The organism is Bacillus sp. JS (assembly GCF_000259365.1).
Lineage (GTDB): Bacteria > Bacillota > Bacilli > Bacillales > Bacillaceae > Bacillus > Bacillus stercoris.
In genome coordinates this window covers 1,326,490-1,348,040 of record NC_017743.1, presented here as the reverse complement: position 1 = coordinate 1,348,040, position 21,551 = coordinate 1,326,490, and the positions used below count along the sequence as shown (strand labels likewise).

The 21,551-nt window shown below is 44.6% G+C and carries 22 protein-coding genes and 1 pseudogene; 11 read left to right on the top strand and 12 right to left on the bottom strand.

Going from position 1 to position 21,551, the window contains the following annotated elements; genetic code table 11:
- Positions 1–83: 83 nt before the first annotated feature.
- The 3 genes from MY9_RS06815 to MY9_RS06805 form a co-directional block, all read right to left on the bottom strand.
- Positions 84–1,262 (bottom strand): NAD(P)/FAD-dependent oxidoreductase, encoded by a 1,179-nt coding sequence (locus MY9_RS06815; protein ID WP_014663611.1) that lies wholly within the window; start codon positions 1,260–1,262, stop codon positions 84–86.
- A gap of 39 nt (positions 1,263–1,301) precedes the next feature.
- On the bottom strand, positions 1,302–1,724 hold the full coding sequence (locus MY9_RS06810) for a DUF1641 domain-containing protein (protein ID WP_014663610.1): 423 nt from the start codon (positions 1,722–1,724) through the stop codon (positions 1,302–1,304).
- 386 nt (positions 1,725–2,110) lie between these two features.
- Complete coding sequence (locus MY9_RS06805) at positions 2,111–2,608, bottom strand: cupin domain-containing protein (protein ID WP_014663609.1); 498 nt, start codon at positions 2,606–2,608, stop codon at positions 2,111–2,113.
- 129 nt (positions 2,609–2,737) lie between these two features.
- Here MY9_RS06805 and MY9_RS06800 point away from each other — a divergent pair, with 129 nt between their 5' ends.
- From MY9_RS06800 to MY9_RS06790, 3 genes are all read left to right on the top strand, one after another.
- On the top strand, positions 2,738–3,712 hold the full coding sequence (locus tag MY9_RS06800) for a DMT family transporter (RefSeq protein ID WP_014663608.1): 975 nt from the start codon (positions 2,738–2,740) through the stop codon (positions 3,710–3,712).
- Positions 3,713–3,832: 120 nt separating this feature from the next.
- Positions 3,833–4,585 (top strand): ABC transporter ATP-binding protein, encoded by a 753-nt coding sequence (locus MY9_RS06795; RefSeq protein ID WP_014663607.1) that lies wholly within the window; start codon positions 3,833–3,835, stop codon positions 4,583–4,585.
- Entirely contained in the window at positions 4,585–5,337 is a 753-nt protein-coding gene (locus tag MY9_RS06790; RefSeq protein WP_014663606.1) for an ABC transporter permease, read from the top strand. The genes MY9_RS06795 and MY9_RS06790 overlap by 1 nt, the downstream gene beginning before the upstream one ends.
- Positions 5,338–5,382: 45 nt before the next feature.
- Here MY9_RS06790 and MY9_RS06785 read toward each other — a convergent pair whose 3' ends face one another.
- Positions 5,383–6,195 (bottom strand): uroporphyrinogen-III synthase, encoded by an 813-nt coding sequence (locus tag MY9_RS06785; protein WP_014663605.1) that lies wholly within the window; start codon positions 6,193–6,195, stop codon positions 5,383–5,385.
- A gap of 171 nt (positions 6,196–6,366) precedes the next feature.
- On the opposite strand from MY9_RS06785, the gene MY9_RS06780 reads away from it, so the two are divergent.
- Positions 6,367–6,555, top strand: coding sequence for a hypothetical protein (locus tag MY9_RS06780; RefSeq protein ID WP_003232781.1), 189 nt, complete (start codon positions 6,367–6,369; stop codon positions 6,553–6,555).
- A gap of 43 nt (positions 6,556–6,598) precedes the next feature.
- Here MY9_RS06780 and MY9_RS06775 read toward each other — a convergent pair whose 3' ends face one another.
- Both MY9_RS06775 and yjiB read right to left on the bottom strand, forming a co-directional pair.
- The gene (locus MY9_RS06775; RefSeq protein ID WP_014663604.1) at positions 6,599–7,777 is read right to left on the bottom strand and encodes a glycosyltransferase; all 1,179 of its coding nucleotides are present in this window, start codon (positions 7,775–7,777) and stop codon (positions 6,599–6,601) included.
- Between the two features lie 22 nt (positions 7,778–7,799).
- Positions 7,800–8,990 carry a monooxygenase YjiB gene (gene yjiB / locus MY9_RS06770; protein ID WP_014663603.1) on the bottom strand — a complete coding sequence of 397 codons (1,191 nt, stop codon included), beginning with the start codon at positions 8,988–8,990 and terminating at the stop codon, positions 7,800–7,802.
- A 391-nt stretch (positions 8,991–9,381) separates the two neighbouring features.
- On the opposite strand from yjiB, the gene MY9_RS06765 reads away from it, so the two are divergent.
- Entirely contained in the window at positions 9,382–9,660 is a 279-nt protein-coding gene (locus MY9_RS06765) for a hypothetical protein (protein ID WP_014663602.1), read from the top strand.
- A gap of 30 nt (positions 9,661–9,690) precedes the next feature.
- Here MY9_RS06765 and MY9_RS06760 read toward each other — a convergent pair whose 3' ends face one another.
- From MY9_RS06760 to fdhF, 4 genes are all read right to left on the bottom strand, one after another.
- Positions 9,691–10,317 carry an NUDIX hydrolase gene (locus MY9_RS06760; protein ID WP_081483612.1) on the bottom strand — a complete coding sequence of 209 codons (627 nt, stop codon included), beginning with the start codon at positions 10,315–10,317 and terminating at the stop codon, positions 9,691–9,693.
- 72 nt (positions 10,318–10,389) lie between these two features.
- Positions 10,390–11,034, bottom strand: coding sequence for a DUF4352 domain-containing protein (locus tag MY9_RS06755; protein WP_014663600.1), 645 nt, complete (start codon positions 11,032–11,034; stop codon positions 10,390–10,392).
- Positions 11,035–11,232: 198 nt separating this feature from the next.
- Positions 11,233–11,793 (bottom strand): DUF1641 domain-containing protein, encoded by a 561-nt coding sequence (locus MY9_RS06750; protein WP_014663599.1) that lies wholly within the window; start codon positions 11,791–11,793, stop codon positions 11,233–11,235.
- Complete coding sequence (gene fdhF, locus MY9_RS06745) at positions 11,786–14,743, bottom strand: formate dehydrogenase subunit alpha (RefSeq protein WP_014663598.1); 2,958 nt, start codon at positions 14,741–14,743, stop codon at positions 11,786–11,788. The genes MY9_RS06750 and fdhF overlap by 8 nt, the downstream gene beginning before the upstream one ends.
- Before the next feature lie 145 nt (positions 14,744–14,888).
- Between fdhF and MY9_RS06740 the strand changes: the two genes are divergently transcribed.
- Both MY9_RS06740 and MY9_RS06735 read left to right on the top strand, forming a co-directional pair.
- Positions 14,889–15,464, top strand: coding sequence for a YjgB family protein (locus tag MY9_RS06740; protein WP_014663597.1), 576 nt, complete (start codon positions 14,889–14,891; stop codon positions 15,462–15,464).
- 101 nt (positions 15,465–15,565) lie between these two features.
- Entirely contained in the window at positions 15,566–15,964 is a 399-nt protein-coding gene (locus tag MY9_RS06735) for a ribosomal maturation YjgA family protein (protein ID WP_014663596.1), read from the top strand.
- Between the two features lie 8 nt (positions 15,965–15,972).
- Here MY9_RS06735 and MY9_RS06730 read toward each other — a convergent pair whose 3' ends face one another.
- Positions 15,973–16,872 (bottom strand): DUF2268 domain-containing protein, encoded by a 900-nt coding sequence (locus tag MY9_RS06730; RefSeq protein ID WP_014663595.1) that lies wholly within the window; start codon positions 16,870–16,872, stop codon positions 15,973–15,975.
- Positions 16,873–16,998: 126 nt separating this feature from the next.
- Here MY9_RS06730 and MY9_RS06720 point away from each other — a divergent pair, with 126 nt between their 5' ends.
- Positions 16,999–17,166, top strand: coding sequence for a YjfB family protein (locus tag MY9_RS06720; protein WP_014663594.1), 168 nt, complete (start codon positions 16,999–17,001; stop codon positions 17,164–17,166).
- A 128-nt stretch (positions 17,167–17,294) separates the two neighbouring features.
- Entirely contained in the window at positions 17,295–17,768 is a 474-nt protein-coding gene (locus tag MY9_RS06715; protein ID WP_014663593.1) for a YjfA family protein, read from the top strand.
- A 35-nt stretch (positions 17,769–17,803) separates the two neighbouring features.
- Here the strand turns inward: MY9_RS06715 and pdaC are convergent, their stop codons facing one another.
- On the bottom strand, positions 17,804–19,210 hold the full coding sequence (gene pdaC, locus MY9_RS06710; protein ID WP_014663592.1) for a peptidoglycan-N-acetylmuramic acid deacetylase PdaC: 1,407 nt from the start codon (positions 19,208–19,210) through the stop codon (positions 17,804–17,806).
- Positions 19,211–19,462: 252 nt separating this feature from the next.
- Between pdaC and MY9_RS06705 the strand changes: the two genes are divergently transcribed.
- Together MY9_RS06705 and cyoE are read left to right on the top strand one after the other, a co-directional pair.
- A complete protein-coding gene (locus MY9_RS06705; RefSeq protein ID WP_014663591.1) occupies positions 19,463–19,723 on the top strand; it encodes a hypothetical protein in 261 nt (86 codons plus the stop codon).
- 121 nt (positions 19,724–19,844) lie between these two features.
- Positions 19,845–20,835: pseudogene (gene cyoE, locus MY9_RS06700) on the top strand (heme o synthase).
- Positions 20,836–21,551 lie beyond the last annotated feature (716 nt).

Sequence of the window (21,551 nt, the reverse complement as noted above, 5' to 3'; positions counted from 1 at the left end):
CGCTGTCATAAACATAAAAAAAGACATTGCCAGAAAGCACTCGGAAAGGAATGCTTTTGGCAATGCCAGATTCATTAAAAGGATTAGTAAGCCAGGCTGAAAAGTCCTTTAATATGTGTCAAATATCGTACATTACTTGCTTCTTTCATCAAGGAAGCAGGAAGACCTTTAAGCGGTGTAGAATTAGCACCAATAATGGCAACCGCGTCTTTGCGTCCAAGGCTTGCAAGTGTACCAGAGTTAACTGGCTTGAATGTTTCAAGTGTTTTGCCTTCTAGGTAAGCGAATAGGTTGTAACCGATCAGCTCACCCATTTGCCATGCGATTTGTGCAGTTGGCGGGTATGGACGGCCGTCTGGTCCGAAGTAAACGGCGCTGTCTCCAGCAACGAATACATCTTCATGAGATGTAGATTGCAGGAAGTCGTTTACAGTCGCGCGTCCGCGGTTCACTTCTAGGCCTGATTCACCGACTAATGGGTTACCTTGTACGCCGCCAGTCCAAACAAATGTGTTGGCAACAACTTTAGATCCGTCTTTCAGATCAATTACGTTTCCTTCTACATTTGTAACAGGGAGACCTGTTAAGAACTCAACGCCACGTTTTTCAAGGCTTGCAGTCGCACGTTCGATAAGATCATCCGGAAGAACAGGAAGGATCTTAGGACCAGCTTCAACAAGTTTTAATTTGATTTCTTTATGGTCTACGCCGTATTTTTTCGCAAGGTTAGGCATGATGTCAGCAAGCTCACCAACAAGCTCAACGCCTGTTAAGCCGCCTCCGCCGATAAGGATTGTTGCGTCTGCTTCGTTTTTCGTTTTAGAGTACTCGCGCACACGATCTTCAACATGCTGGAAGACTTTGTTCGCATCAGCAGCAGATTTCAACACCATGCTGTTTTCTTCAAGACCTGGGATGCCGAAATAAGCCGTTACAGAACCAAGACCTACAACAAGCGCATCGTAAGATAATGTAGAACCGTCACCAAGCGCAACTTCTTTTTTATCAACAGAGAAAGAGTTTACTTCCGCGATTTTAAGATCAATGTCTTTGCCTTTGAAAAGTTTTTCTAATGGCATAGCAACCGCTTTTTCAGACACGTTGCCTGCAGCAAGACGGTGTAATTCCGTAATGATTTGGTGAGTTGGGTATTTGTTTACCACTGTCACGCGTGCTTGTTCTTTTGTGTAATGTTTGCGAACTGTTAGAGCAGAAAGAACTCCGCCATAACCAGCGCCTAGAATGACAATATGTTTTGACATCGTATATCCTCCGTCCTTTATATCAATTTGAATCTGAGATTATTTTTGGTTTTCGCGTTCGTTCATGACTTCAAGGTAGCTGTTAGCAAAACGGAACAGCTTTTGAGCTTGAGGATCTTTCAGCATACGCAGCAGGCCGAAAAGACCAATTGTTTCGTTGCTTGCTTCCGCGCGGTCTTTTGCTTCGATCGCAGTCGCAGCTACTTCTTTCGCTGTTTCTTTTACAGGCTCAAGAATTTCAGTGATCGCACCGACTGTGTCGTTTTTTAACACTTCGTCAGTCGCTACAGACTGAGCAAAATCATAAGACTTCGTTAAAATATTGACTAACTCAGTCAGCTTCGGAAGCTGGTCAACTAAAACAGTCAATGATTCTTGAACTTCTGGCTTTAATAGCTGATCAATAAGATCTTGCTGGCTTTGGCTGACAGACGCATTTGTTTGATCGATTGTTTCTGGCATATCCAATTCTCCTTTACTATAAGCAGTTTGCTGATTTGTTTGGAAAGGGTAGTGCCTCTCCCTGTCTCACGCTTTTAAGGCATAAGAATAAGGATTGTGAATTCGTGCACAATCATTTACAAAAATAAATGTTTACTACCCAGTTTTTCATCTTGCCATATTCAGTATTATTTTTATCAAAAATAAACAATTGAATAAGTCAAAATCCTTTACTCTCTCTGAAAATAGCAAACACAAAAAACTCCAATTCGATTACCTTCTATATGATAACACTTTTTGAACAAAATTTGAACGTGAATTGCTTCGATTATGAAATTAATTTATATGGAGCTCATGTCATAACGTTTCTGTGACACTAGTTATTGACAATCCAGCAATTTCTCCCTTCACTTTACCCATATTTCCAATAAAGGCTCTCTTTTTCCTGTGATCGGATCATTCGCCGGCAACGCCGCCTTCTTTATCTGTTTGACCGCTTCCTCCCACTCATCCGGCTTTCCCGTCTTCATATCATACTGAATGCCTCCGGGATAGGCGCCAAGGACAGTAAAATCGGGACTTGAGCTTAGCTTTTTATGACCGACTCCGGCTGGAATCACGACTGCATCGCCTGTTTTGAAAGGGATGACAGCTCCTTTTTCTCCCCCGAACTGAATGACAGCCTCTCCCCTAACTGCAATCAGGACTTCATGCGTATTGCTGTGATAATGATGGTATGGAAAAACACTTCCTAACCAGCTGTTTGACCAGCCATGCCGGGTGACGATCCGCTCTGCCTGACTGTTATTCTTAATCGCGTTTTGATATACCACGAGCGGATACTCAGGGTGATTCGGAATCCTGCCGTCATCCGGAAAAAAATATGTCTGTGTCTTTGCTTCCATCAATTTCACCTCCCTTTTTATCTTCCACACATAGCGGTTCGCAAAACATGATGTTTTTCTCACGATTCCATTGATCTGCATGATACCAAATAGTATAGTATAAAAAATAATGCCAGAATGAGGGATACCATGAAAGCTATTGTTATCGGAATTTTAGCTTCACTCTTTTTCGCCGTTACCTTTATATTAAACAGAGCGATGGAGTTATCTGGAGGCAGCTGGCTCTGGAGCTCTTCGCTGCGCTTTATTTTTATGGTGCCGTTTTTATGTGTGATTGTCATCATGAGAGGGACATTCATGCCTCTCGTACAAGAGATGCGGAAAAAGCCGTTCTTTTGGCTCAAATGGAGCTTTATCGGCTTCGTGCTTTTTTACGCGCCGATCACATTTGCGGCTGCATACGGTCCGGGATGGCTTATAGCCGGCACCTGGCAAATTACAATTGTAGCCGGTGTGCTCTTGTCTCCTTTGTTTTATGTCAAACAAGATATGCCGGGCGGTCCGCAGCTCGTTCGGCAAAAGATTCCTCTGGTTTCACTTGGCACTTCCGTGATCATCCTGATTGGAGCGGCTCTGATTCAGCTTCAGCATGCGGAATCGCTTTCAGGAAAGATGCTGCTTTTCAGTGTGCTGCCGGTTGTCATTGCGGCTTTTGCCTATCCGTTAGGAAACAGGAGAATGCTCGAGGAATACGGTGGCCGGCTTGATACATTTCAGCGCGTGCTTGGAATGACATTGGCAAGCCTTCCGTTCTGGCTTCTATTAGCAGCTTACGGTTGGTGGTCAGACGGCCTGCCGACAGCGGGGCAAACCGTTCAATCCTTTATCGTTGCCGTCAGCTCAGGCATCATTGCGACTGTTTTATTTTTCTGGGCCACTGATATGGTAAGAGACAATCCGCAAAAACTCGCAGCCGTTGAAGCCACTCAATCCGGTGAAGTAATTTTCGCGCTGCTTGGTGAAATTGTTCTTCTGTCAGGCGTTTTCCCATCTCTATTATCATTTGCCGGTTTGTTCATTATTATAGCGGGGATGGTGTTACATACCTTCGCTTCACAGCCGAGAAAACCGAAAAAGAAAGCACAGTCAAACCTGACCGCGTAGCATTTGCAGGAGAATAGGTGAAAACCTGTTCTCCTTTATCTTTGCTACCAAAAGGCATCTGTTTCACGGTATAGTTAAATATAATATCTGCCTACTTATTTTTGAAAGGTGATTATTGGAATGGAAGCAAATAATCAAACACAAAACATACCAGCGATCTCCTTCAGATCAGTCAGAAAAAGCTATAAACAAGATGGACAAACCTATGATGTACTGCGGGATGTCACCGGAGACATTCAACAGGGTGCAATCGTAGCCGTTTTAGGCCCTTCCGGCTCAGGCAAAAGCACCCTCCTTTCCTTGTGTAATTTAATGAGAACGCCTGACAGCGGCGAAGTTAATATATATGGAAAGGAAATCAGAGAATGGAATGTCAATGAGCTGAGACGAACGGCTGCCCTCGCGTTTCAGTCGGCCCCCGTGCTCGACGGGACAGTGCGTGACAATCTAAGTCTGGTCCAAAGGCTGCATCAATCCCAGCTGTACGCTCCAGAAAAGCTGGCTTCTCTTGCAGGGCTTTCGCCAGAGCTGTTAGACAGAAGCGCCAGAGACTTATCGGGCGGACAGCGGCAAAGGCTGTCACTGGCCAGAACGATTTCAAATCCTTCCTCTATTTTATTGCTGGACGAAATCACGTCGGCCTTGGACCCAGTTTCTGCTCTCGAGATTGAAGAACTGATCAAACGTCAGCATCGAGAGAAAAAATGGACAGTCATGTGGGTCACTCATAATATGGAGCAGGCAAAACGAGTAGCCGATACCATTTGGTTTATGGCGGAGGGGCGGCTGCTTGAAATCGCTGAAACCGAAACATTTTTCTCCGCTCCGCAGCATGAAGCAGCCAAAGAGTTTTTGAAGGGAGGCACTCGGTAATGGATTACCTCTCTCTCTCTTTAACGATGATCTTTGTTTTGATCGCCTTGTTTTTATCAAAATCCTTTAAAGCCGGCGTAGAAAAAGATATGATCATTGCCACCATCCGCGCCGCGGTGCAGCTGCTTATCATCGGTTATGTTTTGTCTCTGATTTTTCGCGGAGACCACCCTGTTTTTATCCTGCTGATGGTGCTGTTAATGCTCGCGGTGGCGGCACAAAATGTCATCAAACGAAAGAAAAATACAATTGGTTCGTTCTGGAGGGTGTTTGCTGCATTAGCGATTGTAGAAATTGTGACGCAGGGAATTCTGCTGTCTCTTCATATCATTCCGCTTACAGCACGATATGTCATTCCGATCAGCGGGATGGTCATCGGAAACTCGATGGTGCTTTCGAGTTTGTTTTTAAATCGGCTCAGCTCAGAAGTTGGCGTTCGCAAAGAAGAAATTCAATTAATATTGTCGCTTGGCGGCACACCGAAGCAATCCATACAGCGCATTCTTACTTCAGCGATGAAAATGAGTATGATCCCGACGCTCGAAAGCCAAAAAACACTGGGACTTGTCCAGCTTCCCGGCATGATGACAGGCCAGATTCTAGCCGGAGCGGACCCGATTCAGGCAGTGCGCTTTCAGCTCTTAATCGTGTTTACAACAATGGCCTCAGCCGCGCTGACTTGCGTAATCTTAAGCGTGCTGACATACCCGTCATTATTCACCGTTCATCAGCAGCTAAAGAAGAATGAATAACAGACAAAAGCCGCTTTTCCCTTGGAAAGCGGCTTTTTGTACTTGTTATTCCTTTTCTTCATAATATTTGGCCAGCTCAATAATCATCGCGCCCATCCGCTCAATCTCTGGCGCAAGCAGTCTCGTGATGCCTTCTTCCCGCAGCGCCTCAGCAGTCACTTTTCCGACAGCAGCTGCGATGGTGCGCTCTTCGAATACTGTCTTCACTTCATTGATATAGCCTCGCTCCCTGGCAAAATCAAACAGGGAACGAACCTGAATGGCCGTTGTAAAACAAACAGCGTCGATATCATTATTCATCAGCTCCCCGCATAACCGCTCCACCGTTTCCTCCTCCGGCGGAATGTGCTGATAAGGAAGAATCGGCAGGACAGACGCGCCCTTTTCTTTAAGAAATGCGATAAGGGCCGGCGCATTTTCTCCATGAAGCTGCACCATGACTTTTTTCCCTGAAAAGTCGTGGGGCTCCAAGGAACGGATTAAGCCTCTTGTTGTCCCATCTTCATCCGAAGCTTCCGGTGTGATCCCAAGCTTTTTCAGCACAGACAGGGTTTTGTATCCCCGACATGCCGCTTTTGCCTGGCGAATCGCCTGCAGAAACTCGTCTTTCAGACCGATTTTCTCTGCCATATCGAACAGAGTTTCCGTGCCGATGCCTGTCGTGAAAATGACCCAGTCAGCTTTTTCCTCGACAAACGTTCGCAAGTCCGGTTCCACCTGCTTCTCCGCTAAGTAAACCGTGCCTTGGAGAGGCCTGATGACAGGTGTTCCGCCCTGTTTTTCAATGATTGTACTGATTTCTTCCGTTTTTCGGGAGCCCCCGATTGCCACGCGCTTTCCATGTAACCCTTTTCCCATACCCGATTCCTCTCCTCTTTGTATAGGCTTTTTATGTATACAAGCTTAATAAAGCTATTTTGGCGCAAACCAAGGGAGAAATCAAGATAAACCCAAACCTTCAAAACCCATTGAATACGCCGGAAGCTTGCTGTAAGATAAACAACAGACACGTTTTGACGGAGGATTAACATGGAAACAAAAAAAGAAGAATATGAAACAAAAGGCTACGATACATCGATCGTTTACGAGTTCAATGAATATCCGGATGCCCGCAGCGGGCGCTGCGACAACTGTGATTACACACTGTTCAAAAGCTCTGTAAAAGGCGGAAAATTTCTTAGAGAATGCCGGAGATGCGGGATGAAAAAAAATATTTAAACAAAAAACCGAAATCGAATTGATGATTTCGGTTTTTTGTCGTTTACTGCGGTACAGCGGATTTTTTCATAAATGCTTCAATCTCAGCTGCCGCACGCTCCGCTCCGCCAGCTTCTTTGACATCCTTTTGCATATTCTTAACGCGGCTGAGCAGCTCTTGATCACCGGATACTGCCTGAACCGCTTCCTTCAGGCTGGAAACCGTCACTTCCTCTTTCGGCAAATAAACGCCGAGGCCTAAATCATCGACACGCTTAGCAGTAAGCTCCTGCTCATACATTTGCGGAATGACGACAAGCGGTACACCGGCATTCATCGCTTCCATCGTACTGTTCATCCCGCCATGGGAGATGAACAAATCAGCTTTCTCTAACACCTCAAGCTGGGGCACGCTTTGGCGAATGGTAAAGTGAGCAGGGATATCATCCAAGCTTTCTGGATCAATTGATTTTCCGACCGACATGACCACCTGCCATGAAGAATTCCGAAATGCCTCAATGCACATCTTGTAAAATTCCGGCCAGGCGTTAAACGCCGTTCCCAATGAAATCAGCATAAGCGGTTGATCGCCCTTTTTCATTTCCAAGCTTTCCTGTTCCGTCCGTTTTCCAAGAGATGGGCCGACAAAACAGAAACGGTCATCGAACGTCTCATGCTGTATTTGAAAAGATTTCGGCATAAAGACAATATTCAAGGCCTCCGGCACAGCTAATTGTTCAAAAGAAACAGCCGGCAACTGCTCTTTTTCCAAGTAAGCTTTGAATTCAGCCTCTGCTTCTTTTATTTTTTTCAGCATGTCTTCATTTCCTAACTGAAAGGATTCATTTTGGGCATATGACGAACAGAGCTTAATGACCGGAACATTAAACTTGTCAGCAAACAATTTTCCAGCCAGCGCGACAAAATCATAGATGATCAGATCAGGCTGATCATCCTTATATAACGCTTCAAGCTGCGGCAGAATGCTGAGTGATTCTTTCAAAAGACTGAGAGGCGCATCATACTTTTCCATCATCTCCCTGATTTGCTTAGGATCAATATTCAAGGATGTATGATAGATCAATGCTTCTCCACCCGCTTCCTGAACAGCGGGCGCAAACTCCTCAGTCGTCGCGTATGTGACACGATGCCCTTTCTCACAAAGCTTCTCTACTAAAGCAAGCGTAGGGTTGACATGACCGTACGCCGGGATATTGATCATCGAGATATGGTATTTTTTCATGAATCTCCAGTCTCCTTATCTATTACATTTTCACACGGAAGCTCTTTAATCCGTATATCACGCTGTTTTCAATCGGAGTGATACTGAGGCACTCCATATGAGGAAAAGCAGAAATCAAAGACGTTAAGGCGATATTTGCTTCAAGACGGGCAAGCGGCGCACCAAGACAAAAATGGATGCCATGGCCAAACGCGATATGCGGATTGGGATGGCGGCGGATATCAAACATGTGCGGTCTGTCAAACTTTGCTTCATCACGATTTGCCGATGCCACAAACGCCAAAACCATATCACCTTCTTTCATCAGGTGCCCCCCGATCTCCGTATCCCGCTTGGCAATGCGTCTCAAAACCGGGGCGGGCGCTCTGAAACGTAAGGCTTCCTCAACTGCCTGAGACATCAATTCAGGATGGCTGCGCAGTTCCTCGTAAACGCCTGGCGTTTCTAATATGCTGTACATCGCATTTGAAATCAGGTTTGTTGTGGTTTCATTTCCGGCCACGAGCAGCAGCGTGCAAAACGGAATCAGCTCTTCACCGGAAAGCTTCTCGCCTGTTTCCTCCGCTTCCACTAAAATAGAAATAATATCCTGTGCCGGTTTGTTTCGCTTTTCTTCTATGATGCCGGCAAAAAACGCGGCCAGTTCTTTCTCACATTTATCTCGTTCTTCCAAATAGGCTTTTTCCGCTTCTTCACTTTTATCCTTTGGTGTGCTGACCAGAAGATCAGACCATGCTTTAAACTGATCCATATGCTCTGAAGGCACTCCCAGCAGCTCAGATATCACAATAACCGGAAGCGGGTATGAAAAATCGTGAACAAGGTCAAACTCACTACGCCCCTGAAAACTTTGAATCAGTTCATCTGTGATTTCCTGAATTCTCGGTTCCCATTGCTTCATCACGCGCGGGGTGAAGGCTTTATTCACGACTGAACGGATTTTTGTATGCCTCGGCGGGTCCATGTTAATGATGGAATTTCCAATAGAGCTTGTCTGCTGCGGCATGTAACTGGAAAACAGCTCTTTATCCCCAATAACTTTTTTGACATCATCATAAAGAAAAACGCTCCACACTTGGTTTTCTTCATCAAAGGAAACAGGCGCATCTTTTCTCATCGATTCGTACCATGGGAACGGATGATAAGCATCCTGTTTGTTTTTCCCATTGAGCAGCGCTCGCTGCAAGGCTTGCCGGCGGTTTAACACATTCATGTATAGTCACTCCCCTTGAAAGAATTTAGCAATTGATGTGCCACTTCACCTCCCGCTTTCGTAAAAGAGAGGGACTACCACATATAATCAAATTAATAACAGCAGGCAGGCGATCACGATGTTCGATGCAGGCATCATATATTCCCCCTCGAATTTCGTTCATCTTACCATAATCTTTCAATTTTTTTCTATTCTGCGCTGCTGTTTTGGCTCACAACGTGACCTTAGGCATAAGCACGCACATCCAATATGCATTCAATTGCACCGCTCCGCTCAAAAAACATCTCTGTTTTCAACCAAATGCACTAACTCCCAAAAATGACTTTCCCATTATGTAAAATAAACTGGTTCTATGATTAAATAGAAGGTAAAAGGTGAAGGAGAGAACAACATGGCAGCACAGACTGATTACAAAAAACTAGTTGTCGGCATCCTACTTTCACTGGCATTCGCACTGTTTGTGTTCTCTTTTTCTGAGAGACATGAAAAACCGCTTGTTGAGGGAAAAACGCAGGAAAACTGGCATACTGTCGTCGACAAAGCCTCTGTCGAGATTTATGGCAGCCGATTAGTTGAGGAAAACAAATTAAAGCAAAAACTCGGCCATAAAGAAGCCGATTCTATTTTGACCCTTCTGAAACTCGCCAACGAAAAACACATTACATTATAAAAAAGAAAGAGCCCGGAGGTTCTTTCTTTTTTAGTCGAATATCGTTTTCTTGTCCGGATGGCGCAAAAAGTCAAACAGCATGCCGAGCTGTGAAGGTGTGTTTCGTTTTGGAGAAAGCGGCGGGAGTCTGTCTTCCGAAAAAAAAGCGGCATGATTCGTTTCAATCCCTGATTCCCCCTGCCCGCCCGTTATACTGCATGCGATGAAGATTTTATAATAGTGATAAGGCTGAGGAGGATGAGAGTGTTTTTGGCTGTCCAGCACGGCTAGCAAACGAGACGGCTCTGTATCATACCCCGACTCTTCTTTGATTTCCTTGACCACGTTTTCAGCCGGTGATAAACCAATCTCGCAAAATCCGCCCGGGAGCGACCACAGCTCATCATGCTTCTCCCGAACAAGCAAAATCTGATTCTCTCGAAATACTGCGCCGCGCACATCCGCTTTCGGCGTCGGATAGCCGCTCTCCCTATTCCATAAATCAGTGATAACTTCCATGTCCGTCTGTGAGTAATCCGCCATCATTTCCACGCTGAGCTTCATTAGCTCTTCGTACCTCTCCCTGTCATACACATCCTTGGAAAAAGCAAGCCCCGCCTGTGCGATCGCCCGAATCCGCTGTGCCCGTTCCAGCCATTTGGTTTGCACTTTTATCACTCTCCCCTTCACTTTATTTGTCACTATAAAAAAGCACGCTTCTTCCCTGATGAAAACGTGCTTTTTTTAATGCTATTTTTCTAATTTTATCAAATAATCTATATTGTATTTTGCGCTTTCTTCAATTCTATCACTTCTAGTATCTGTTAAAAAAGGGTTGTACACTAATGTGTAATTTTTCTGTTCTCCTTTGGGTATTACATAACTAACTACTCCTGTCACCTTTTTTCCTGACGCCAGATTCCCCCCTAAAAACATTTTTCCTTTATCCTCCAATGAAATGACTGAGCGAACTGATTTATTCTTCTTGTCTTTCAGATCTAATCCTAATCGGCTGTATTCCATTGAACCTTTTCCAACGTATTCTAGGGTCACTTCTATAATTAACCGCTCTTCATTACCTTTTAGTGTTTTTATTTTATCAGATTCTTTTCCACCCAAATCTCCATATTGGCCATTCTGTTCACGATCCACTTTATTCACCGTGAAATTAATATCATTTACTTTAATTGTTTCTCCTATTTTATGTATTTGATCATCTTTTTTGATCTTCGGCTCACCGCCTTTTTTCAATTCCTTATCAAGTTCCTTTTCAAGCTCTTCTTGCGATTTTTTCTCTTTCGGTTTTTCCTTCTCTGATGCATCGCTCGATTGGCTGCACGCGGAAAGTGAAAACCCAATCACCAGTACAAATAATAGTAATAAGACTTTTTTCATGATTGTTCCCCCATCTAAAGTAATCGATTTCCATTATAATCATATATCCCCTTTTCCTAACAGGTAAGAAAGTAACGATTATTTCTATCTCATTCATCACAAACTTACTTCTTCCTAGTTTTTGAATATTTTTTACTAGTCCATTAGACCTTTTCATCAAAAAAACCCGAGCTGGCTGAAGCCGGCTCGGGCGGGAGGTCAATCTCGCTTATTCATTCCTCTTTTCTCTCGTGGTTCCTGATGATGTTTTTGATGCTCGGGGGGCTGCGTCGTGCGTTCCATCTCCTTTGTATCTTGTCCCATTCCTTTTAAAAAGGAAAAGAGCAGTGTAATTGATTTGTTGATTTCCGGGTCTTTAAGCGAGCGGATAATATCAAAATATCCTGTCTTTTCTTCGCTGTTTTTCTGTTCTACAGCGCTTGCCACACCCGCATTCACTTTTAAAATGAGAGGCTCCAGCTGTTTCACGTCCAGCATGCCGAGCGTCCCAAACAGAAGCAATAGATTTTTCAGCGTGTTGGCAGTTTCCTCTGTATCTGCTTTTTTCACCAGGATATCAAGAACTTTATCCCCTTGGCCAAAAAGGCCGCGGAGCAACGGCAGGACACCGCGCTCGTTCATATGGCCCAGCATATGCAATGTTTCGAGAATCGCTTCTTTGTGATCGACTAAGGCATCTTCAATTTCCCGCAAATCACGCTTTCGCTGATCCTCTTCGGTTACCTCGATTTTCTGAATTCGTTTAATCGCTTTAGCCATTATGGCCAATCCCCCTTTTCACTGCGTCGCCAGGGAAAATATAATCCTTCCGCGCCCATTTCTTTTGAACCTGCACACCGATTTGCGGCTGCGGATTGCCGTTGCGGTGATTGATCTTAGGCAGCGGATTGATTCCATCGCGCTTCAAAATTTCCATCTTGGCTGAGGTTTCTTTGTAAGCTGGCGTATCGGTATCCTTATCGGCATGGCTGCCTGTTAGCAGGTTGATCGCCGCTTCCCCTAAATCGTTCATTGGCAGATACACTTCCTTCCCTTTGACACGATCAGTCATCACACACTTCACTTTAACACTGCCAAAAGGCGATGTGAGTCTGACGAGGGTTCCGTCCTGAATCCCTCGTTCTGCCGCAAGCTCAGGAGAAATTTCTAAGAACACTTCCGGTGTTTTCTCCGAAATCCCTTTCGATTTGTAGGTGAGGTTCCCTTCGTGGAAATGCTCTAAGAGCCGTCCATTGTTGACGTGAATGTCATACTCCTCACCGAACTCCTCAGGCTCTGTCCACTGAATGGGGTAAAGAATAGCTTTTCCATCCGGGAAAGGGAAGCGATCCGTAAAGAGTAAAGGCGAATCCTTTCCATCAGCGCTTACAGGCCATTGCAGGGAATTGTAGCCTTCAAGGCGTTCATAGGTGACACCGGCATAAATTGGCGACAGCTTGGCTGCTTCCTCCATAATGTCTGCAGGGTGCTCATAGTGCCAGCCGGCGCCAAGCTTATTGGCTACCTCCATAATAATCTGCCAGTCAGGCTTTGATTCGCCCAGCGGTTCAAACACCTGATACAGCCGCTGAATCCGGCGTTCTGTGTTTGTAAAGGTTCCTTCCTTTTCAAGGCTCGGGCTCGCAGGAAGAATCACATCAGCAAACTCGGCTGTACGTGAAAGGAAAATGTCCTGCACCACAAAGAAATCAAGCTTTTCATATGCGGCGTGCACATGATTGATATTAGAATCCACCAGACCCATTTCTTCACCTTTTACATACATCGCTTTCAGCTGGCCGGAATGGATTTTTTCGATCATTTCGTGGTTAGTCATACCCGGCTCCTTCGGCAGCGGCACACCCCACACCCGTTCGTATTTTTGGCGGACTTGTTCGTCCGTCACCTTTTCATAGCCCGGCAGTCTGTCAGGCATGCTTCCGAAATCGCTTGCTCCCTGCACATTGTTATGGCCACGCAGTGGGTAAGAACCTGCTCCCGGTTTTCCATAGTTTCCTGTCACAAGCAGCAGATTAGAGATCGCCGTGCTCGTGTCGCTTCCTCCAATATGCTGTGTCACGCCCATCGCCCACAATGCGCACACACTGTCAGCTTGCCCAATCATCTCGGCCATCTGGATAAGGGTCTCTTGATTGATCCCGGTTTTCTCCTCGGCATATTCAAGTGTGTACGGCGCCAGGCTTTTTACATATTCATCCCGTCCGTTCACTCTTTCCTGCAAAAAGCGCTCATCAGCTTTGCCGTTTTCAATTAAATATTTGGCGATCGCATTCAGCCAGACGATATCCGATCCGGCACGCGGCTGAACAAATAAATCGGAGCGCTCTGCCATTTCGTGTTTTCTGATATCCGCGACGATCACTTTCTGCCCTCTCAGCTTATGGGCCCGTTTAATGCGAGTGGACAAGACTGGATGCGACTCAGACGTGTTCGAACCAATAATCAAAACAAGGTCGGCTTGTGCGATATCTGTTATTGAGCCTGAATCACCGCCATAGCCGACTGTCCGAAACAGGCCGGCAGTCGCAGGAGATTGGCAATAGCGCGAGCAGTTGTCCACATTGTTTGTGCCAATGACTCCTCTGGCCAGCTTTTGCATGAGATAGGATTCCTCGTTCGTACATTTAGACGATGTAATAAAAGCAAGTGAATCCGGTCCAAACGCCTCTTTCAATTCCGTGAACTTGCTGGCGATCAGCGATAACGCCTCCTCCCACTCTGCTTCACGAAAATGCTCGCCTTCTCGGATCAGCGGCTTTGTCAGACGTTCTTCACTGTTGACGAAATCCCAGCCGAACTTTCCTTTCACACAAGTAGAAATGCCGTTGGCCGGCGCTTCCTCTTGGGGCTCGACTTTCAGAATGTCTCTGCCCTTTGTCCAAACATCAAAGCTGCAGCCGACGCCGCAATAGGTGCAGACGGTTTTCGTTTTTTTGATTCGTTCATCACGCATAGCGGATTCCATATCAGAAATAGCGAGAATTGAACCGTAGCCTGTCTCTACGCCTTTCGTGATCTCGATCATCGGACGCAGCGATTCGTTATTGATGCCTGTTAAATATCCGGCTTCCCCTTCCATTCCTTTTTCCATCATCGCGTTGCACGGACAGACCGTTGAACAATGGCCGCATGACACACATGACGACTCATTGATCGGCACGTCGTTATCCCAAATGACGCGCGGGCGTTTCCGCTCCCAGTCAATGGTCAGCGTTTCAGTGACCTGCACGTCCTGGCACGCTTCAACACAGCGTCCGCACAAAATACATTGATCTGGATCATACCGATAAAACGGATGGGATTCATCCTTATGGTATGGCTTGTGATCAAACGGAATGCTTTGGTGATTGATTTTCATTTCCTTCACCGTATTATGTATTTCGCATCCCCCATTGTTGTAATCGCAAACTGTGCAATAAAGCTCATGATTATATAAAATCTTATCCATGCCGATCACCTGCGCTTTTTTTACGTCAGGTGAGAGCGTATCAATGACATCCCCATCCTTTAATTCAGCGGAGCACGACCTCTTCAGCTCACCATTGATGCTGACGATGCACGTATCACATGTTTCAATCGGCCCTAAGCTTGGATGATAGCAAACTTGCGGCACTTCAATCGAGCTGTTATTCAAAAGCTGCAGCACCGTCTGTTCCTCGGACGCTTCCATTTCAACGCCGTTTATTGTGATTTTTTTCTTGCCAGCCATCTCCATTCCCCTTTCTTGCTATATATACCGAATTACCTATTTCAGTTCCCTTACAACAACTCAATAAAACATACAAAGCGCACTCACATGTTTTGTTGCAAAAACACGGGGAAACGGAATGGTAGATGAATAAGGAGGGATTAACATGAAAAAGACAATGTCTGCTATAACCGCGGCGGCAGCAGTAACAAGCTGTTTTACCGGCTTTGGGGCTGCGTCCTTTTCAGCACCGGCAAAGGCCGCAGCTCAAACAAATACACTCTATGAAAACACAAACCAATCAGCCGCTGAGCTTGTCAAAAACCTTTACAACACCGCCTACAAAGGAGAAATGCCTCAGCAGGCGCAAGGCCTTACCATTAACAAAAGCACAAAAGGAGATGTCCATGCTGCGTTTGGGGAACCGGAAAGACCAGTCGGGGGAGACAATCGATTTGATTTATATCACTGGAATATGGGGCAGCCGGGCTACGGATTTTCCTATCATAAAGACATGACTATTTCAGAAATCCGCTATTTTGGAACCGGTGTGGAACGGCATCTGAATTTAGGCGGTGTTACGCCGGGAGTGCTGCAGAAGCAATTAGGCCCAGCGAATCGAGTGTTGACCGTCCCGTTTACCGATGAAATCGACTATGTATATGACACAGGCCGCTATGAACTTCATTTTGTAATAGGCATGGATCAGACAGCCGACCATGTAAACCTAAAAGCAAAATAAACACCCTACGCGGCTAATCCAGCCGCTTTTTTAGTGGACAAATAAAAGATATATTTCTTACAATACAGGGAGATGAAGAAGAGACGGGGTATCAATTCGCAATGAAGCGAAATCGATGGATATATGCAGCTTTCACCATACTGATCATGGGGCTCGGGCTTGGATCCAGAGCATTCGCCAGTGCTCTTCCTGATTCCCTCAATACTTATCTGGGAGACTCGCTGTGGGCCGCCATGATCTTTACGGGATGCGGATTTCTATTTCGGAAGCTGAAGACAATGAAAACGGGCATTATCAGTCTTTCTTTCTGTTTTGTCATTGAATTCAGCCAGCTCTATCATGCCGAATGGATCGACCAGATTAGGGATACTTCTCTTGGCGGGCTTGTACTGGGGTACGGTTTTTTATGGAGCGATATCGAAGCATATACAATTGGAATTGCAGCCTGTGCCGCCATTGAACTGCTCGTTTTGGGAATCAAAAAGCGCCGCTGTATGTGACGCTTTTTTCATGTAGAAAACAGCCCGCATTGAGAAAGAATGGTCTTCGCATCCAAACGTGTGGCCTCGCTTATCGTGATATGATGTTGATTCATAAATGACTGAACGGCATGATATCCAACCGCATAACCTGCAAAAGCCGATAAACCTGTAGGCTTAAAACCTTGGTCTTTAGCAATTGGATCACCAAACATATAACGGCTGACTTCCGAAAAGCCTTTCACATCCAGCACCTCATTGATCACATCAATGGAATATTGCAAATCCTCATGATCAAAACGAGTTATCCAAGGGCCCAATCGTTCTGTGCCAAATAGCTCTCGGGCGAATGATTCGGCCAATCCTTCAATCACAAGATAATCCCCGACACTTACAGAGCCATGATCAAAATCAGTATACGAAAACCGCAAATTATGATGAAACTCATGAGCAATAATGGAAGGAATCCTTGGCAGGTTATAACTGTTCGGATGAATCCATACATGAATAAAGCCCGGTATCCCGCCAAACCCGCAGTAGCCTTTTTGCAGCTGAAGCTTATTTGGATCGGCGATATAAAGGCCGAATTTGATCTCCTCTGCATTCACCCGCAGCTGTTCGCGCTCAGCAAAAAGGATGCATTGCCGAAGTGCAGATTCCGCTGTCTCTGAAGCATGTGATTCCTTCAGTATTCGCAACGCTTTCTGCCCGATTTCAACATCACGGACATCCAAATAGCCAAGCATTTTCGCAGCCATCATCACATCATAGCCGTTTGGCTCCTTCGCTTTCAACGGAACATGGATGGCGGCCCACATCTTTTCAAACGGCCTCATCATCGTATACCGAAATTCATCCTTTCTTTTTTGTTCTTCCATTGAAAACAGCTTTTCGTATTGCTCAAAGGTCTTTTCCATGACAAGATTCATCTTGATCCCTCCTTGTCAAAAACATACGGTATGACGCAGCGTAAGGGTCAACAGGAGAAATTAAGCCATTTTTCACTGTAAAATGATACAAACCCGCCGATAGGTAAGGCATAGGAGGTGGAACCCATGGATATTCCTGCTTTATCGGTTGCGATGCATCAAGCATCCCTTGCCCAGAATGTAAATATCGCTTTAACGAAAAAAATGCTGGACACCGCCCAGCAAAATGCCGATCAAACCTTAAAGATTATTCAGCACCCGACTCTCGGACAAACCATTGATGTAAAAGCATAACCTCACACCAAAGGCGGCCAAGAACTCCATCCTCCCGGCCGCCTTTATTGTTCACAAAAAAGCATGCATGTTTTGATTGTTCCTCCGTATGATTTATTGTTTGCCATATTAAGGAGGTCATAAAGGATATGAAAAGACTATTTACGAAGGCTTCATTGGTGTTATTCGCAGTAGTATTTGTTTTTGCCGTCAAAGGTGTACCCGCCAATGCGGAAACCCATGCCTACGATGGAAAAAGCCCTTATTACAATGATTGTGCGTCCAGCGGCTCTACAAAAAAATCCTCAAACTTAGTGAATGCCAGCAATCAAGTCATTGGAGTAGTCGAGCTTAAGTTCAGCAGTACATGTAAAACGGCTTGGGCAAAAATCACGATGAATAATACATTGACGTCAGGCTTTGAAGCAAATGCGGAGATTACCCGGAACACGGACGGAAAAAGATATAACTGTGATTCTGCAGGCGGCAACGGAAAAGCGGTCGCCGGCCAAAAATCTTGTTATACACCGATGGTATATGATTTAGATCCAAGGACTTCTTACGCTTTCGGCAAGTATTCAGGGCCGAACTTGAATGTTTGGGCCACCACAGGCTCTTATTAAATAGAAAAAAGGCTGTCCATACGGGCAGCCTTTTCCTACTGATTTGCTTCTCTTTGTTTTTTAACCTCTTCAAGCTGAGAAACTGTCACCAATTGATAACCTTGATCGGTGAGCTTTTTCATAATTTCATCGGCCGCATCAGCAGAGGTGCGGTAAATATCGTGAATCAAGATGGTTCTTCCATCTCCCGCCTGGCTCATGACACGGTCAACGATTGTTTTTTTGTTACGGTCTTTCCAATCTTCCGGGTCAACGTCCCATAATGCGACATCCATTTTCATTTGACTCCGCAGCTCATCATTAATGCCGCCGTATGGGGGTCTTACAAGCGTCGGGCGGTACCCGCTTATTTTTTCAATGATGTCTTGCGTGTCATTGATCTGCTTTAGCGCTTCTTTCACTGGAAGCCTTGTGAGAAGCGGGTGGCTCCACGAATGGTTCCCCACCTCATTTCCTTCTTTCAGCATTCTGATTAGCGTTTCCGGATAATATTGAACCCTGCTCCCCAAAACAAAAAACGTGGCATGCCCCTTATATTTCTTCAAGGAATCCAGAATCTGATTTGTTGTCGCAGGATTCGGCCCGTCATCGAAAGTAAGTGCAATGACTTTTTGATTTGGATCAACCGTTTCCTCTTTGGGTAAAGAAATCACTTCATGCTTCGGCTTTTGTTCTTTGATTTTATTTTTATTTTTTGCTTTATCAATATATTGTTCTTTCAGAATGTCTTTCAAAAGACTTTTCTTAATGGCAATTGATTGCTCTCCAAGATAGCCTGCTGCAACCTGATATGTATCAAAGTAAAGTTCGATATAATCTTCCTTGATGGCAAACCGGCTGAAGTTTTCTTTTTTCGGAGCCGTCCCTTCCTTTAACAGCGCATCATCCGCTGCAATGTCCTTATTCTTTTTCAGCTCGTGATAAGCGATTAACGAAAGCTTGTGTAAGTAGTCAGCATCCTCTTTGAAAATATCATCAATGGAAAGAAACGCTTGTTTACTAAAATCATAGTTAAACGTTTTTTTCACGGTTTGACCGTGTGCGCCCCCGATATATTTATATTCATTAAATACAATCGCCACTGTCTGTTTGGCATAATGGACAATTTTATAATCAACATTTAATTCGTTGCGCTTAGTCGTATGCTCTTGGTCAACGTTTTTTGTTTCCTTTTGAAATTGGCGAACCTCTTTTTCTGCGAATCTTTTTAATACCGAATCCATTTTTTTATTTTTGAAAACGGGATAGTTTACCGCGTAATTAAACGTTTTCCCGTCATTGACTAGTGTTGCGATCTCAACATTCCCATACTGAGAATCAGTTCTTACTTTATTCATGACCGTTTCTTTTTTCAACGAATGATTATGGAAAAAGCCAATAAGGCCCACCACAATTACAACTGCTATTAATACATGAAACCATTTGATTCTTTTTACTAACAACAAAAACTCCTTCTTTCGTAGCCATTTCGATTTATTCTTCATCAGTTAGAACTGTATCTATTTAGAAACACTCTTGTAATATTTCAGTAACATTTATTTCACATTTGTAATACTATGAGATTTAGAAGTTCATGTCAATCCTTTTTAAGGAATTTCGTCATAAAATAAACCGGGTTTCATGAATGTACATACACCCAACTTAAGCATCAAGAATATGGTAAAAGGAATAAAAAAAGCAGGGAGGTTTTCCTCTTGGATTATCCTTTGAATGAACAGCTATTTGAACAAATGACACCTTATGATGAGAGACAGCCTTATTTTTATCCGCGTCCGAGACCGCCATTTTATCCGCCTTATTATTATCCAAGACCGTACTATCCGTTTTATCCGCGTCCGCCTTACTATTACCCGCGCCCGCGGCCTTACTACCCTTGGTACGGTTACGGCGGAGGTTATGGCGGAGGATTCGGCGGAGGTTATGGCGGAGGATTCGGCGGCGGTTACGGATATTAAGCGTCGCTTGCCAAAATGGGGGCAGTCCAGCTCCCCATTTTTTTTATTAAAAATGACAATATCATGACAAATATAGGAAACAATTGTGATTCCATAGCCCTCTTGTTACGATAACTAAAGCATGCAGTTTTGGGGGAGGCGTCTATTTTTTGGGGAATACAAGAGATTCGGCAGCCATATCTGAAACGAAATACATAAAAGCTTCGAACCGGGTAACCATTTACGATTTTATCAAACTTGCAAAACCCGGCATTATCATATCAAACTCGATAGCAGCCTTTGGCGGATTTTGGATCGCGTTTGCAAGCGCAGAAAAACAATTAACCGGAATGGCTTTTTTGATGACAATGGTGACAGCAATGTTGGGAACAGCGTTTGTGATGGCTTCCGGCACTGTCTATAACAACTATTTTGATCGGCATATGGATGCAAAAATGGCACGCACTCGCAGCAGGGCCTCGGTCACAGGAAAAATGCCGCCAGCCATGATCCTAACATATGGCACTGTGTTAGGAATCGCAGGTCTAGCCATGCTTTATTCCCTCAATCCATTAACGGCCCTTCTCGGACTGGCCTCCTTTATTTTTTATGCGATCATCTATACAGTATGGGTGAAACGAACGTCTGTGTGGAGCACATTTGTCGGGAGCTTTCCTGGAGCTGCGCCGCCATTGATGGGGTATTGTGCCGTAACCGGAGATCTCAGTATGGCAGCAGTGCTGTTGTACACGATTATGTTTCTGTGGCAGCCCCCGCATTTCTGGGCGATTGGGATAAGACGCAAAGAGGAATATCGTGCGGCTGGCGTTCCGCTTTTGCCTGTAGTCAAAGGCAATCATGTAACAAAAATAAAAATGATGCAATATATTGCCGTTCTGGTGCCGATCACGCTATTATTCCCTTTTTCTCTCGGCACTGGCCATATGAGCCCATTTTATTTCTTAGCCGCCTTGGTTCTTGGGGGCATATGGATCAAAAAAAGCATCAAGGGATTCAAAACAGACGATGACGTGAAGTGGGCGAAGGATATGTTTGTCTACTCGCTCATTTATTTTTGTTTGCTGTTCTTCATAATGATGATCGATTCATTTGTGATGTTTCTGATCAGATGATGCAAAAAGAGCCACACATTAATGTGACTCTTTTTTGTTTGGAAAGACAGCCTCTAATAGAAATGTCACAGCAAAAAACACTGCCATGCAAATCAAAAACCGTACGATTTCACTCAAAATCCAGCTATCAGCAATGCGCAAGCCATCGGTTTCTCGGAGGGTTGCGCATATTGAAAAAATCATGAGTATGTTTTTTAGAGTTTCTTTGTTCATGAAATACCATCGCTTTCTTGAATAGGATGACTTAAAAGCAAAATAAATGATCAGGTCAGTCAGCCAAATATGAAACATGTCGCCATCGTTGCATGTTGATGTTTTTTTGCAGCCCATTGCAAAGTTCAGCAAAACAGATGAAAACCGTTCAGTGATTAAACAGATCTTTTGCGATAGACGAAGCGGAGAAAAGGACGAACCGTCTGCTTCTGTACTTTCTCCTACTATCAATACGAACATTTAAAAATTCAGTAACAATTAGCAAAAAGACTGCCGTCCCCCAGCCTACTTTCGGGTGTTACTAAAGTACATAAGTAAAATCGCTAATATATGATTCTCCAATCCATAAACCCGAACGCTTTTTCCATCATCAGGTATTATAATCCAAACACAAATAAAAAAATAGACTTACGTTCGAGTTGCGTGAAAGAGAAATTGCAAGAATAACCCAGAGGGTGGTAATATATTGTTTGATTTTCCCATATTTAGATTTGGAGGTCACA

What these genes read in the sequence shown, in the direction of transcription:
- MY9_RS06815 (WP_014663611.1), bottom strand. Translation starts at nt 1,262, where the DNA reads ATGTCAAAACATATTGTCATTCTAGGCGCTGGTTATGGCGGAGTTCTT.
- MY9_RS06755 (WP_014663600.1), bottom strand. Translation starts at nt 11,034, where the DNA reads ATGAAAAAAGTCTTATTACTATTATTTGTACTGGTGATTGGGTTTTCA.
- MY9_RS06780 (WP_003232781.1), top strand. Translation starts at nt 6,367, where the DNA reads ATGGAAACAAAAAAAGAAGAATATGAAACAAAAGGCTACGATACATCG.
- fdhF (WP_014663598.1), bottom strand. Translation starts at nt 14,743, where the DNA reads ATGGCTGGCAAGAAAAAAATCACAATAAACGGCGTTGAAATGGAAGCG.
- yjiB (WP_014663603.1), bottom strand. Translation starts at nt 8,990, where the DNA reads ATGAATGTGTTAAACCGCCGGCAAGCCTTGCAGCGAGCGCTGCTCAAT.
- MY9_RS06775 (WP_014663604.1), bottom strand. Translation starts at nt 7,777, where the DNA reads ATGAAAAAATACCATATCTCGATGATCAATATCCCGGCGTACGGTCAT.
- MY9_RS06800 (WP_014663608.1), top strand. Translation starts at nt 2,738, where the DNA reads ATGAAAGCTATTGTTATCGGAATTTTAGCTTCACTCTTTTTCGCCGTT.
- MY9_RS06810 (WP_014663610.1), bottom strand. Translation starts at nt 1,724, where the DNA reads ATGCCAGAAACAATCGATCAAACAAATGCGTCTGTCAGCCAAAGCCAG.
- MY9_RS06805 (WP_014663609.1), bottom strand. Translation starts at nt 2,608, where the DNA reads ATGGAAGCAAAGACACAGACATATTTTTTTCCGGATGACGGCAGGATT.
- MY9_RS06740 (WP_014663597.1), top strand. Translation starts at nt 14,889, where the DNA reads ATGAAAAAGACAATGTCTGCTATAACCGCGGCGGCAGCAGTAACAAGC.
- MY9_RS06790 (WP_014663606.1), top strand. Translation starts at nt 4,585, where the DNA reads ATGGATTACCTCTCTCTCTCTTTAACGATGATCTTTGTTTTGATCGCC.
- MY9_RS06795 (WP_014663607.1), top strand. Translation starts at nt 3,833, where the DNA reads ATGGAAGCAAATAATCAAACACAAAACATACCAGCGATCTCCTTCAGA.
- MY9_RS06715 (WP_014663593.1), top strand. Translation starts at nt 17,295, where the DNA reads ATGAAAAGACTATTTACGAAGGCTTCATTGGTGTTATTCGCAGTAGTA.
- MY9_RS06765 (WP_014663602.1), top strand. Translation starts at nt 9,382, where the DNA reads ATGGCAGCACAGACTGATTACAAAAAACTAGTTGTCGGCATCCTACTT.
- MY9_RS06785 (WP_014663605.1), bottom strand. Translation starts at nt 6,195, where the DNA reads ATGGGAAAAGGGTTACATGGAAAGCGCGTGGCAATCGGGGGCTCCCGA.
- MY9_RS06720 (WP_014663594.1), top strand. Translation starts at nt 16,999, where the DNA reads ATGGATATTCCTGCTTTATCGGTTGCGATGCATCAAGCATCCCTTGCC.
- MY9_RS06730 (WP_014663595.1), bottom strand. Translation starts at nt 16,872, where the DNA reads ATGAATCTTGTCATGGAAAAGACCTTTGAGCAATACGAAAAGCTGTTT.
- MY9_RS06750 (WP_014663599.1), bottom strand. Translation starts at nt 11,793, where the DNA reads ATGGCTAAAGCGATTAAACGAATTCAGAAAATCGAGGTAACCGAAGAG.
- MY9_RS06735 (WP_014663596.1), top strand. Translation starts at nt 15,566, where the DNA reads ATGAAGCGAAATCGATGGATATATGCAGCTTTCACCATACTGATCATG.